Consider the following 12789-nt stretch of genomic DNA (forward strand, 5'->3'; position numbering starts at 1 on the left):
ATAGATCAAAGCATGAAGAAAGCATTTAAAGCCTACGATATCCGCGGAGTATTTGGAAGGGATTTCAATCTGGATGATGTTTACAAAATTGGATTCTTCCTTCCGAAACTGTTGAAAAGCAATAAAGTACTTGTTGGCCGCGACATCAGGAGTTCATCCGATGTCATTTTCCAAGCGCTTACCAATGGCATCACCGATGCCGGTGCGGATGCTTATGATATGGGCCTTACCACAACACCCATGGTTTACTGGGCCACCGCTAAATATGGATTTAACGCTTCGGTGCAGATTACGGCTTCGCACAACCCGAAAGAATATAATGGACTGAAGGTTTCCCGCACTGAAGCGTTACCAGTTGGTTTTGATACCGGTTTGAACCAACTCAGAGAAATGGCAGAAACGGAACAGGTTGTTGTAAATGAGAAAAAAGGCAACATTCATCCTTTCGTGTTTCTTGAAGAATACCTGCACTTTATTAAAAGCGTTAAGCCCGAGATCAATGAAATGAAGATTGCTGTTGATTGCTCCAATGGAATGGCTTCATTGTTCGTAAAGGAATTGCTAGGCGATCAGCCATTTTATATTTATGATGAACCCGATGGCAGCTTTCCGAATCACGAACCCAATCCGCTGGAAGAAGAAAATGTCGCGGATCTGAAAAAACTTGTGCTGCAGAAAAACTGCGATCTGGGCATCATCTTCGATGGGGATGCTGACCGTGTGATGTTTGTTGATGATAAGGGCAGGTTCATCAGGCCGGATATCATGATCGCGTTGCTGGGCGATTATTTTAACAACAAGGGCCGGACTGTCGATGTTGTGATGGATATCCGCTCTTCTAAGCGGGTCGCACAATATCTTGAAAAACTTGGGTTCAGAACACATTTATGGAAAGTAGGCCGTGCATTTGCCGCGCTTAAACTTCGGGAACTTGATGCGGTTTTTGGCGGGGAACTTGCCGGGCATTATTACTTTAAGGATTTCTATTTTAGTGATTCCGCTTTTCTAGCTGTAATGCTGATGTTGGATGAACTCGCTCACAAACACGCCAACGGCATCAGCGTTTCACAATGGGTGGATACGGTTAATGGAAGCTGGGCCAATTCGGGTGAGATGAATTTCAAGATTGAACGCAAGGCTGAAGCTATGGAGGCGCTGAAAGCCCATTTCACTTTAAATGAGAAGCCCATTGCTTTCCTCGATTTTGATGGTTATCGCGTTGAGTTTAAGGATTGGTGGTTTAATGTGAGGCCTTCCAATACTGAGCCATATCTTAGGTTTCTGGCCGAAGCCGAAAGTGCGGATATTCTAGAAAATAAACTCGAACAAGTAAAACAGATTTTGGCTAAGTTTGGCGGATGATGATTTCTCGATTGATTGAGTTACCGACTTGGCGAAGCACAGCTTTTTATCTGCTGCTGTTGATGTTTCTTTATCCACAAGGTGTTCATGCAGGTGAGAATCTTAACGCCAGACTTTCAGTGGCGGATACCAATACGATCAATAAAAAACGCCTGACAGGTGTAATTGCAACAGGCTCTGTTGCCTACCTGGGTTCAATGAGTGCGCTTTACTTTGCCTGGTATAAAAACCATCCACAAACATCATTTCATTTTTACAACGATTTCTCGGAGTGGATGCAAATGGATAAAGGTGGCCACATGGTTGCGTCTTATTATATTGGTATGCTCGGTTATGAATCACTACGTTGGGCTGGGGTTGAGAGAAAAAAGGCTATTTGGTATGGTGGGTCATTTGGTTCGGTTTACCTTTCGGCGATCGAAATCCTGGATGGATTCTCATCGGGCTGGGGCTTCTCTTTAAGCGATCTGACTGCAAATACGCTGGGTTCAGCCATATTTATTTCTCAGCAATTGTCCTGGGACGAGCAAAGGGTACTGCTCAAGTACTCATATCATCCAACCAAATTTGCAAACTATCGCCCGGAAGTTCTCGGTTCGAACCACCTGGAAAGGATGCTCAAGGATTATAACGGAATCACTTATTGGTTGTCCGCTAATCCCGGTTCTTTTGGCCTGAACCGTTTTCCAGCGTGGCTTAATATCGCGCTGGGTTATAGCGCAACTGGAATGACCGGCGGTTCGGAAAATATGTACGGTTATCATAATGGAAAATTTATCCCATACTTTTCGCGCGACAGGCAATTTTTATTTTCGCTTGATATTGATTTTTCAAAGATTAAAACCCGTACCCAATCACTTGGTTTGGTTCTGAAAGCGTTAGGGTTTATTAAGATTCCATTTCCTGCGCTGGAATTCAACACAAACAAGAAATTTGTGTTCCATCCGTTATATCTTTAATTATTATATGCCATAACTATGAAGTACCAGATTCTTACTCTTATTGCATTATTGATCATTTATCTTGGTTCTTGCATGCCACGTGAGCAAAAAGCTCAGGAACTGTTGCGTGAAGGCTCAGAGAAAGTTGCTCAAAGCCAGCATGAAGAAGCGATCAAATTGTTTAGTAAGGCCATTATGCTGATGCCTGAATTCGCGGTAGCATACAGTTACCGTGGCAGTGCAAAATTCGATTTGGGCGACTTAAACGGTGCCCACGAGGATTACACAAAAGCTATTGAAATTGATCCCACTTATGCCGAGCCTTATGACTTCAGAGGAAGGATAAAACAACTCTGGTATGATGAAGCCGGAGCCTGTGAAGATTTTCTAAAAGCTGCTGCACTTGGCAGGCCTAATATGTCAGAAAAAGTTCGCCGCTGCGAATAATTCCCCCCTGCTCTCCACCTTTACACATTAAAACGTATATGCAAAATATCGCCATCCTGGACCATATAGTTTTTTCCTTCAATGGCAAATTTCCCGGCTTCACGGCAGGCATGTTCTGAACCAAGCTTAATAAAATCATTGTATTTCATTACTTCGGCGCGTATAAATCCACGTTCAAGATCGCTGTGGATCACACCGGCAGCCTGTGGAGCGAGTGTGCCTTTTCGTATCGTCCATGCCCTTACTTCTTTGGGACCGGCTGTGAAAAATGTTTCCAGTTCGAGTAAATCGTAGGCGGCGCGGATAAGTTTATCCACTCCGGGTTCTTCTAGGCCCATATCCTGCAGGAATGCCAGGCGGTCTTCTTCGCTGTCAAGCTCGGCAATTTCAGCTTCAGCTTCGGCAGCAATGGTCAACACCTGGGTGTTTTCGTCCTGAACGGATTTTGAAAATGCCTGGGTGTAACTATTGCCCGCAGCAGCAGATGAAGAATCTACATTGCAAACATAAATCACTGGTTTATCAGTGAGTAAATAGAGGTCTTCAATAACATGACGATCGTATTTATCAACTGGGGCAGACCGAGCCATTCCAAATGACTCAAGATGTTGTTTGAACGTTTGCAGCACTTCAATTTGTGAACGGTATATTTTATCGCCTGATTTAGCCAATTTTTCCAAACGCTGGATCTTACGGTCAATGGCATCAATATCTTTTACCTGTAATTCAAGCTCGAGTGTTTCTTTATCGCGAACCGGATCAACCGAACCATCAAGGTGTGGAAGGTTTTCGTCATCAAAGCAGCGTACGATATGGATTAGCGCATCTGCATTTCGGATATCCGAAAGAAAACTATTTCCAACACCCTCACCCTGGCTTGACCCGCGTGCAAGACCTGGCATGTCTACCAATTCAATGGTTGTAGGTATGATTTTAGCAGATTTGATCAGTTTATCAATTTCAAACAATCTAGGATCCGGAACCTGAACGGTGCCAAGGTTTGATTTGCTGCTGGTATAAGCAAAAGCGCCTGTTTGGGCTTTTGTATTGGAAACACAGTTAAATAAAGTGCTTTTGCCTGCATTGGCAAGCCCTACAATTCCGCAATGTAATGGCATTTGTTTGTTTTTTTCTGAGGTGCAAAGGTAGTGTTAAGAGTTTATCGGGCATGAACCTGAGCCATTATTTTAAGATTAGTATGCAAGTAACTATGCAACAACTTATAAGGTTGCACCTAAGATTGTGATAAATAGCATTGCGGATTGGAGGAACGCAAAGGATGATTCTTGCACCTATTCTTAAACAAATACTTAAAGTTTACGACTACATGTAAATAGAAAAATCGTTGAATATTTCGGGAGATTACACTGTTTGAGTGATTTCCACCACTAATCAGAATTCGATTTATTCTAAAACCTATGTGAGGCTAACGGGTCACTTGTCAGTAAGAATAAGTTGTTTGCTGAATTGTTCAGCACCAGCATTCATTTTTACTATATAGGTTCCGGCTGGTAACTCCGATATATCCAGGGAGCTAACAGCAGTAGCAATAAGCTCTTTTTGCAATATAATCTGACCCTCAAGGTTCAGCACTGAGATTTGCACTTGTTTTCCGAGAAACCATTGCATTTCAAGCGTCACAATACCGTTTGAAGGGTTCGGATAAACCTGAAGTGCAGGAATAACAATCTCTTCAACCGAAACATTTGCAGCAGCTTGTGTCACTGTAACTAATACTGTCAGGGAGCTAGTTGTGGTTACAGTTAAATTGGCAACCCTGATATCGCTTGTTGTGTTTTCGTTGTAGTTCACATCTATTGTTCCGTTTCCACTTCCTGCACTAGTTGCGGTAGACCAGGCTGCATCGCTTTCAACAGTCCAGGATGTATTTGACTGCACTGTAAAGCTTGTTGTGCCGGCAGTATAGGTGACATCAATGTTATTCGGATCAACTGCAAGAGTTTGTGCCGGTAAAACTGTAAAAGAAGCTACCATCCCTGGTACATGTGGTGTGCAAACATAATTGTAGGTTCCGGGTACAGCAACTACATATTCGAAGGAAGTGACAGAAGAAGTGATGTTACTATCCCAACTGACTGCCCCTTCAGGTATTGAACCGGAAGTGGTTGTATGAAAACCATTCACCCATTCCCAGCGAATTGTGTCACCGATTTGTACATCCGGTACATGCACCGGATCAAACTCAAAGTCTTTAACATCAATAAGGTGTTTTGCAGCATAGGAGGATGTTGGGGTAATGAGGATGATGGGAAGAATTAATAACAGTAATAAAGGGTAGATTCTTTTCATGATAAGTTGTTTAATGGTTTGTTTCATTAAACAATGTAATTTCATGAATGTTTGCCCGACCCTGAATACTCACCCGTCAAGGTAAAAAATCAAGTGTTGCTGATTGAATAATTAATGGTATGCGTGGCAGTTTTGCATGGTGCGAAATCTCTTGCAATCTCCTTTGGTTAAACCAAATTGAATTGCGAAGTAAAAGTCCAGGCCATCGAAGTCGCTGAAGCCTAACAGGCTACCAAGTTTTTCGGATCCAACCGAGAAGTTTAAAAAGCGCACGGATGCGCCCATCCGAGGTTCTTTATAACGGTAAAAGGAAAACGGCAACGATACCTCAAAGCGATCGGTAGAGTAACGCGGGGCTATGCTTGCGTACGATGGCCGCGGTAAACGATTATTTAATAAAGGTAGATCCTGAATAACAACTACATTTACGATAAAATTATTCTGAAAATTATAATCGAACTGTAAACTCAGATACGATGGCAGTGCCATACTGAATGATGAACCTTGCAGCAAGGCATCAGGGCTGCCAGTAATGGATTGGCTGATATCGCCAAGTAGCACATCAATAAAACTAAACCCAAGAGAATTAACGCCACCCCACACAGTATCAACATTGTCGAACACCAGCCTTCTGACATTGCGATCGAAGTCAATAACCCCGACATCCATCAACGAAAAGCCGATCCTGAAAATAAAGGGTTCGTAAGGAAAGCTGCATAAACTACTGCGCCGCCTTGTGCTCTGTGGCTCAAGGGTTCTTACATAACTTACGCCCAGATCAAATGCAAAACCATTACCTCGAACCGGATTTTGAAGCCCGGTAAATTCATTGTCGCTATAATTGAGAGGCGCTGACATTCCACCAGTGGCGTTCAGATTGTAGATTACCAGGGTGTCGCTATCGGGGGTCATATAATCGGTACTGGTGCTGTTGACAATAACTCCATGATAGCCCCATAACCTCTTGACTGTGGCGCCAATAATTAAATTAACATCACCCTGTTTATAGAGCGTTCTGGCATAGGTAAGACCCAATTCCACCCAACTCATTGAGCCAACCGTATAGCTTTTATCATGCGTGTATCGGGTGTTTTGCTGGGGTGCGAAATCCAATCCTTCCAGCATAAATTTGGCAATATCATAGGGCAAACCATCAACTGATGAAACGCTGCGAAATGAATTATGAATAGCGAATGCCTGGCGGTTGATTATAAGCATAGCTGATGGCCCGGTAAGTCTCAGGTTTGCAAATCCGTATTTGTCCTGACGGTTCGCGTAATCATCAAGGAAGTTCTGACCGCTTTCAGGATAGGTCGGAAAGTCGAGATAGCGTAGTTTGAGCAGGCTGTAATCTTTTCCGGGAACATAGAGATAATTGTTTTGGGCAAAAATATCCCCGGACACGATCAAAAGGTCAAAATATTTCCTAGAATTCATCATTGAAGCAGGATTGATAAATGACCGGCTGACACCGGAATAATCGCTGCTGACAACGCCCAGCATATCCTGCGATTGTGTTGTTGATGCACTCAATGCAATAATAAACAAAATAAGGATCTTCTTCAAAATGGGTCGGTTAAAATTGATGTATTAATTCTCGGGCAGGTTGCAGCTTATTAACAAGCCGGAGTTTTATTAGTTTATTAATAAACAAAAAACTGAGTGTATTATTTTCTGAGCCCCATATTAATCACTCGTCCGGAACGGTTGGTTTCAGTAAATCAATAGTTTGTGGATGAAAAAATTTCCATTGACAGCCAGTTTTATTTTTAAACCCTCTCGCTAAGAAGGGAAGTAAGTTTAGAGGTTTAGGAAGTTTAGGTGTTTAGTTTTCGAAACTAACCAACATGTTGTCGCCTTTTTATTATGCAGTGATGCAATTGGAATTTGATGGAGTAATGGAGTAATGTATTTGATTGCCAACTGCCTATTGCCAACTGCCAGCTCATCCTCGAAGGTTTTCTCTGGAACGGTGAAGTGTTTAGGATGTTTAGAGAGTTGAGCGGTCTTCGCCTTTGCGGGAAGAATTATTCAGGCTAGAAAAACGTGTGGCATTTTTCGTACTTGTCAAACGTTTTCTGATAATTGCTTTTGCATAGCCCAGCGCTCAGGGAAAAATAGAAGTCAACACCTTCGAGGTCGTTGAGCCCGAAAAATGCTCCCAGCTTTTCGGTGCCAATAGTCACATAACCTAATTTAACTGAAAATCCAATTCCCGGATCCTGGTATCGGAATAAAGTTAACGGGACTGCCACTTCACAAAAGTGCTTTTCGAACCTGGGAACTAAACTTAGCTGAGAAGGCCGTACCAACTGATTTTTCGAAAACCTCAGGCTTTGCATCCACAATGCCTGGATATAGAAGTCGCTGCCTAAACTGTAGTCGAATTGCATGCTCATTGCAGATGGAAGCCATAAATTAAAACTACCTTCTTCATTCATCTGACCTGAACCATTTCCGATTACTGATGACATTTCTTCAACAAGGTTGTTGATGCTTCCCAGATTAAGTGAATCCAGACCCGGCCAGCGTCCGCTTGCTTCGTCAAAAAACAGCGACTTTGCATTGTGCCCATAATGCAGGCTCCCGATATCAAGCAAAGAAATTCCAAAGCGAAATTGATAAGGATCATAAACATGACGAACAGTTCCATGATTTTTCCGGCCGTTTTGATGCTTTTTTACAATTGTTATTCCTGCATCGAACCCAAAACCCCGACCCTGAACCAATTGCTTTACACCCATGAATTCACGGGTTTCAAAATTTACAGGAAGCGCAAATGCCATCTGGCCTGAAAAATTATAGATATCAAGTGTGTCGCTGTTTCTGAACGAATAATCGAGTTGATCGCTGCGCATATATACGCCATGATAAGCCCAGAGCCGTTTAATCGAAATCCCGGCAGTAATTTTCAGATCCTGGTTGTAATCAAATGATTTGGCAAAGGTTAAGCCCAATTCAGCCCAGCTTGCCGAACCGATATTGAAAGTGTTATCATGAGAAAACCTTGTGTTGTGTAATTGGGGATAATGCCTGCGTTCATAAGCAAATTTGGCAACATCGTAAGGAATGTTTTGCCCTGAAACTACAAACCTGTTTAAAAAATGTATAGCAAAAGCGTGATCGTTGAATGAATACATAGCCGATGGACCTGTCAGTCTCAGATCGGTATAGCCCATTTTGGGTTCAACATCATACCTGTCGCTGAAAATGTAGTCATCATCATAGAATCCTGGAAACTCAAGTTTTAAAGCGCGTTGCGCAAAATTCATTTTCCGTTCCAAAAAGTTATCTTCTTTTGAAACATAGATGAAGTTATTCGCAAAAAAGATGCCACCGCTTGCAAGGTTGATGTCGAGATATTTTTTTGAATTTGAGATTGAAGACGGGTTTAGGAAAACCCCATTCAGCCCGGCATAGTTGCCCGTGGAAAGGCCCAGACGATCCTGTGCTGCAGCAGTTTGGAAGAAAACTGTAAGCAATAGAAAAATACAAGATAGCTTATTCAAGATGAAATTATTTCATGGATAATCATTTTTGGCTGATTCCCTCCAGACACCAGCCTTTAAAATACAATCCATGAAAAAGGGAAAGGTTACCTGTATACACAGGTTTTATCAGAAAGTGTAAAGGAATTTAACTACCAGCTTCCTCCGGCGCCACCACCACCAAAACCTCCGCCACCAAAGCCACCAAAGCTGCTTCCACCGCCACCAAAACTGCCTCTTCCACCTGAAAAATTGCCAAAACTTCCTTTGCTTCCACCCATGCTCATGAGTGCCAGCATAGTCCAGAATGGAAGATTCTTACCCATAGATTTTTGACTGGATCCCGCTCTGGAAATAAAGAAAATGATAAGGAAAATAATAATGATGGGAATTAGGCCAACAAACGGACTTACTTTCGGCGCGTATTCATCGGAAGAATATTCTTTTGATGCGAGGCCCATAAGTACATCGGTAGCAGCATCAATGCCTGCATAGTAGTTGTTTTCACGAAAGCTGGGAATCATTTCGTTTTCGACGATCCTGCGGCTGGCAGCATCAGTAATAACTGGTTCAAGGCCATAGCCGACGGCAACAAACGCTTCGCCACGCTCATTTCCGACCTTTGGCTTTATAAGCACAACTACACCATTGTCAAAACCTTCCTGCCCAACGCCCCATTCATGGCCCAGTTTAATAGCATAATCAGATTTATCGTATCCATTGAGGGATGAAACGATCACAATGGTGATCTGGTTTGAAGAGCTGTTATTGAAATTGACCAGTTTTTCTTCGAGGCGTTGTGCCTCTGAAGCTGAGAGTACCCCGGCAAAATCGTTGACCAGGCGAGGTGGAACCGGCCGTGGAGGTATGTCTTGTGTCTGACTTTGAGAAGTCAGTGTAAACAGCGGGAAGAGAAGTAGTAACCATATTTTTTTAATCACGGGAGTGTGGTTTAGTTTTTTCCAAATGAAAGATCATCAGGCAATTCATTCACATCATCCTTTTGATAAGGGAAATGTTTTTTAAGTTGTTCCCCGGCCCGGCTGATGGCTTCCACCAAGCCTTCGGTAAATTTACCTTCCCTGAAATGGCTGAGCATCCCTGATTTAATGTCGTCCCAGAAATTTTCAGGAACAACACCGTTGATGCCTGCATCGCCAAGGATCGCAAATTTGCGGTTCTCGATTGCAAGGTAAATCAGCACTCCGTTCCGTAGTAGCGTTTTTTGCATTTGCAGTTTGTCGAAAATATAGGCTGCGCGGTCGAGCACATCATCTGGGCATTTATTTTCGATATGCAACCTTATTTCGCCGCTTGTATCCAATTCAGCGCCCCGGATGGCCAGCAGGATTTTATCCTGCTGCTCTTGCGTAAAGAAGTTTTTGCTTGAAGTTCCCATTTAGAACTCAACTTTAGGTGCCTCTTCTGCTCCCTGTACTGCTTCAAAATAAGGTTTGCGTTCGAAACCAAATGAAGAAGCAAACAAGTTGCGTGGGAAACGGCGGATCATTGTGTTATAATCTCTTGCAGTTTCGTTAAAACGATTACGCTCAACGGTGATGCGGTTTTCGGTGCCTTCGAGCTGGGATTGCAATTCAAGGAAATTCTGGTTCGCCTTGAGATCAGGATAACGTTCTACCACGACCATCAATCGCGATAGTGCACCACTCAATTCACCCTGTGCTGCCTGGAATTGTTGCAAGCTGTTTTCGTCAAGGTTTTGGGGATTAATGTTCACCGAAGTGGCCTTAGAACGGGCTTCAATAACATCAGTCAGTGTCTGGCGCTCGAAATCAGCATAACCGCGCACGGTACTCACGAGGTTCGGAATAAGATCGGCGCGGCGTTGATATACATTTTCAACTTGCGCCCACTGGGCTTCAACGTTTTCCTGGCTTTTAACAAGGCTATTGTACGATCCGGCAGCCCAGGCAACTATAATTATAATTACCAGCACAATAATGGCTGGTGTGATCCATTTATTCATGTTTTTCATTTTCAGGGATGAGTTAATTGTTTATAGATATCAAGCAGCGAAATTAATATTACTTGATGATTTCAACGGTGCGTTTAATAAAATCCGTCAAGGCCTGACCTTTGAGCATATTCTGTGAAAGCAAGGCAAGGTCAATCATCTGTTTCACCAGGGATTGATGGGTTTCATCTTTTTCGGTTTCATCGGCCAGCTTTGAAATGAGTTTATGATTCAGGTTAACAACAAGGTTAAACTGTTCTGGCATGTCGCCCATGAAGCTGTAACCCCCGCCAACGGATGCCATATCTTTCATGCGGCGCATGAATTCAGGCCTGGTAATAACCACAGGCTGATCGTCGGCGCCGGTACTTTCAAGTTGTAAGTGAAACCTGGCTTTATCAACTTGTTTTTCAAACATTTCTTTGATCCTTGCTTTCTGAACCTCGTTGAGCAACGATGGCAGCGGGTCTTCTTTTGATATAAGCTTATCAATCAAATCACTGTCAACGCGCGCAAAAGTTGTATCTGTAAACTTTTGCTCCAGTGCGCTGATGAAATGTGTATCAATGGGACCACCAAAGACCAGCACATCATATCCGCGCTCTTTGGCCGCGTTGATAAAGGCATGTTGGTCGTCAACATCAGAAGTGTAAAGGTACACCAGTCTTTTGTCTTTGTCAGTCTGGGCAGTTTTTACGAAATTATTGTATTCTTCGAAAGTGAAATATTTGCCTTCGGTGTTTTTTAGCAGACAGAATTTCTCGGCCCTTTCATAAAATTTAGGTTCGGAAACAATGCCGTACTCAATAAATATTTTTATATCATCCCATTTGGCTTCAAAAGCAGCCCTGTCTTCCTTAAAAAGGTTCTCAAGTTTATCCGCCACTTTCTTCATAATATGACCCGAAATCTTTTTCACGTTTGGATCGCTTTGCAAATACGAACGCGAAACATTGAGCGGGATATCAGGCGAATCAATGATGCCATGCAAGAGCGTCAGGAAATCGGGAACGATGCCTTCAACGGAATCTGTAACAAAAACCTGGTTGCTGTAAAGCTGAATCTTGTTTCGCTGCAATTCAAGGTTTTTCTTCACTTTCGGGAAATAGAGGATTCCGGTAAGATTGAACGGGTAATCCACATTCAGGTGAATGTTGAACAGCGGTTCATCAAATGTAGCGGGATAAAGTTCGCGGTAAAAAGCCTTGTAATCCTCATCTTTCAGTTCGGCGGGTTTGCGCTTCCAAAGCGGCATGGTGTTGTTGATGATGCGCGGCTTTTCAACCTCACGGGTCTTTGGCTTGCCTTCATCATCGGTTTCACCTTCGATGGTTTCGGTAGTTTTTTCGATGCCAAACTGTATCGGAACCGGAAGGAATTTGCAATATTTCTTCAGAAGTTCCATGATGCGGTATTCTTCCAGAAATTCTTCCGAATCTTTGTTGATGTAAAGTACGACATCGGTTCCGCGGGTTTTCTTCGTGGTTTTGTCAATGGTATATTCGGGGCTGCCATCGCACGACCAATGCACGGCTTGTGTATCTTTGCCTTTCTTATAGGTTTTGGTCAAAATTTCAACTTTGTCCGAAACCATGAACGAAGAATAAAATCCAAGCCCGAAATGGCCGATCAATACTTCTGCATCGCCTTTTCCTTTGTATTTGTTAACAAACTCTTCGGCGCTTGAGAAAGCAATCTGATTGATATATTGCTCTATTTCCGTGGCAGTCATCCCGATGCCCTTATCGCGTACGGTTAGGGTTTTGTTGGCTTTGTCAAGGATCACTTCCACCGTAATGTCGCCAAGTTCTTCTTTGTACTCTCCAACTGAAGCGAGGGTCTGCAACTTGCGCGTGGCATCTACTGCATTGGATATCAGCTCGCGGAGAAAGATTTCATGATCAGAATAAAGGAATTTTTTGATGATGGGAAAAATGTTTTCAGTCTTAACATTGATAGATCCTTTTACCATAGTGTAGTCTGTTTTTAAGTTAGTACGAACCGCCACTCGCAAAGGTTATGCCATGCCGGATTTGCTGCCAAATTGACGGCAAGGTTTTCTTGTGATGCAGTTCCCGAATCATTCCTCTCCTGATTTCGCTGCGCTCAAGATGCAGTAATGCATTGTTACAGTAATGGAGTAATGGAGTGATGCCCGCCCGAACGACGTTCAGTCGGGCGGGGAGTGATGGAGTGATGATGTGACGAATTTGTCAATTGGACAATTTGTAAATTTGCCGATTGGTTGATAAGTTGATTTATGATT

The 12789-nt window shown here is 43.0% G+C and carries 11 protein-coding genes; 3 read left to right on the plus strand and 8 right to left on the minus strand.

Annotated features, from left to right (window positions below; genetic code table 11):
* The first annotated feature begins 12 nt into the window (after positions 1–12).
* Genes IH597_06195 through IH597_06205 form a run of 3 tightly spaced genes read left to right on the plus strand, consistent with a single transcriptional unit; the run spans position 13 to position 2750 of the window.
* Positions 13–1362, plus strand: coding sequence for a phosphomannomutase/phosphoglucomutase (locus tag IH597_06195; GenBank protein MBE0662041.1), 1350 nt, complete (start codon positions 13–15; stop codon positions 1360–1362).
* A complete protein-coding gene (locus IH597_06200) occupies positions 1359–2321 on the plus strand; it encodes a DUF2279 domain-containing protein (protein ID MBE0662042.1) in 963 nt (320 codons plus the stop codon). The genes IH597_06195 and IH597_06200 overlap by 4 nt, the downstream gene beginning before the upstream one ends.
* An 18-nt stretch (positions 2322–2339) precedes the next feature.
* On the plus strand, positions 2340–2750 hold the full coding sequence (locus IH597_06205; protein MBE0662043.1) for a tetratricopeptide repeat protein: 411 nt from the start codon (positions 2340–2342) through the stop codon (positions 2748–2750).
* A gap of 20 nt (positions 2751–2770) precedes the next feature.
* Here IH597_06205 and ychF read toward each other — a convergent pair whose 3' ends face one another.
* The 8 genes from ychF to htpG all read right to left on the minus strand — a co-directional run bounded on the left by ychF (position 2771) and on the right by htpG (position 12495).
* Positions 2771–3868: a redox-regulated ATPase YchF gene (gene ychF / locus IH597_06210; GenBank protein ID MBE0662044.1), complete on the minus strand. Its 1098-nt coding sequence runs from the start codon at positions 3866–3868 to the stop codon at positions 2771–2773.
* A gap of 316 nt (positions 3869–4184) precedes the next feature.
* A complete protein-coding gene (locus IH597_06215) occupies positions 4185–5060 on the minus strand; it encodes a T9SS type A sorting domain-containing protein (protein ID MBE0662045.1) in 876 nt (291 codons plus the stop codon).
* Positions 5061–5171: 111 nt separating this feature from the next.
* Entirely contained in the window at positions 5172–6626 is a 1455-nt protein-coding gene (locus IH597_06220) for a hypothetical protein (GenBank protein ID MBE0662046.1), read from the minus strand.
* 470 nt (positions 6627–7096) lie between these two features.
* Positions 7097–8569 carry a hypothetical protein gene (locus tag IH597_06225; protein MBE0662047.1) on the minus strand — a complete coding sequence of 491 codons (1473 nt, stop codon included), beginning with the start codon at positions 8567–8569 and terminating at the stop codon, positions 7097–7099.
* Positions 8570–8700: 131 nt separating this feature from the next.
* Entirely contained in the window at positions 8701–9477 is a 777-nt protein-coding gene (locus tag IH597_06230) for a TPM domain-containing protein (GenBank protein ID MBE0662048.1), read from the minus strand.
* Between the two features lie 23 nt (positions 9478–9500).
* On the minus strand, positions 9501–9947 hold the full coding sequence (locus tag IH597_06235; protein MBE0662049.1) for a TPM domain-containing protein: 447 nt from the start codon (positions 9945–9947) through the stop codon (positions 9501–9503).
* Positions 9948–10535, minus strand: coding sequence for a LemA family protein (locus IH597_06240; protein ID MBE0662050.1), 588 nt, complete (start codon positions 10533–10535; stop codon positions 9948–9950).
* Positions 10536–10593: 58 nt separating this feature from the next.
* On the minus strand, positions 10594–12495 hold the full coding sequence (gene htpG, locus IH597_06245) for a molecular chaperone HtpG (GenBank protein MBE0662051.1): 1902 nt from the start codon (positions 12493–12495) through the stop codon (positions 10594–10596).
* Positions 12496–12789 lie beyond the last annotated feature (294 nt).

Source organism: Bacteroidales bacterium (genome assembly GCA_014860575.1).
GTDB lineage: Bacteria > Bacteroidota > Bacteroidia > Bacteroidales > JAAYJT01 > JAAYJT01.

Bases quoted from the DNA above. Each gene is read 5' to 3' on its own strand.
- IH597_06195 (MBE0662041.1), top strand. From the start codon at position 13: ATGAAGAAAGCATTTAAAGCCTACGATATCCGCGGAGTATTTGGAAGG.
- IH597_06200 (MBE0662042.1), top strand. From the start codon at position 1,359: ATGATGATTTCTCGATTGATTGAGTTACCGACTTGGCGAAGCACAGCT.
- IH597_06205 (MBE0662043.1), top strand. From the start codon at position 2,340: ATGAAGTACCAGATTCTTACTCTTATTGCATTATTGATCATTTATCTT.
- ychF (MBE0662044.1), bottom strand. From the start codon at position 3,868: ATGCCATTACATTGCGGAATTGTAGGGCTTGCCAATGCAGGCAAAAGC.
- IH597_06215 (MBE0662045.1), bottom strand. From the start codon at position 5,060: ATGAAAAGAATCTACCCTTTATTACTGTTATTAATTCTTCCCATCATC.
- IH597_06235 (MBE0662049.1), bottom strand. From the start codon at position 9,947: ATGGGAACTTCAAGCAAAAACTTCTTTACGCAAGAGCAGCAGGATAAA.
- IH597_06240 (MBE0662050.1), bottom strand. From the start codon at position 10,535: ATGAATAAATGGATCACACCAGCCATTATTGTGCTGGTAATTATAATT.
- htpG (MBE0662051.1), bottom strand. From the start codon at position 12,495: ATGGTAAAAGGATCTATCAATGTTAAGACTGAAAACATTTTTCCCATC.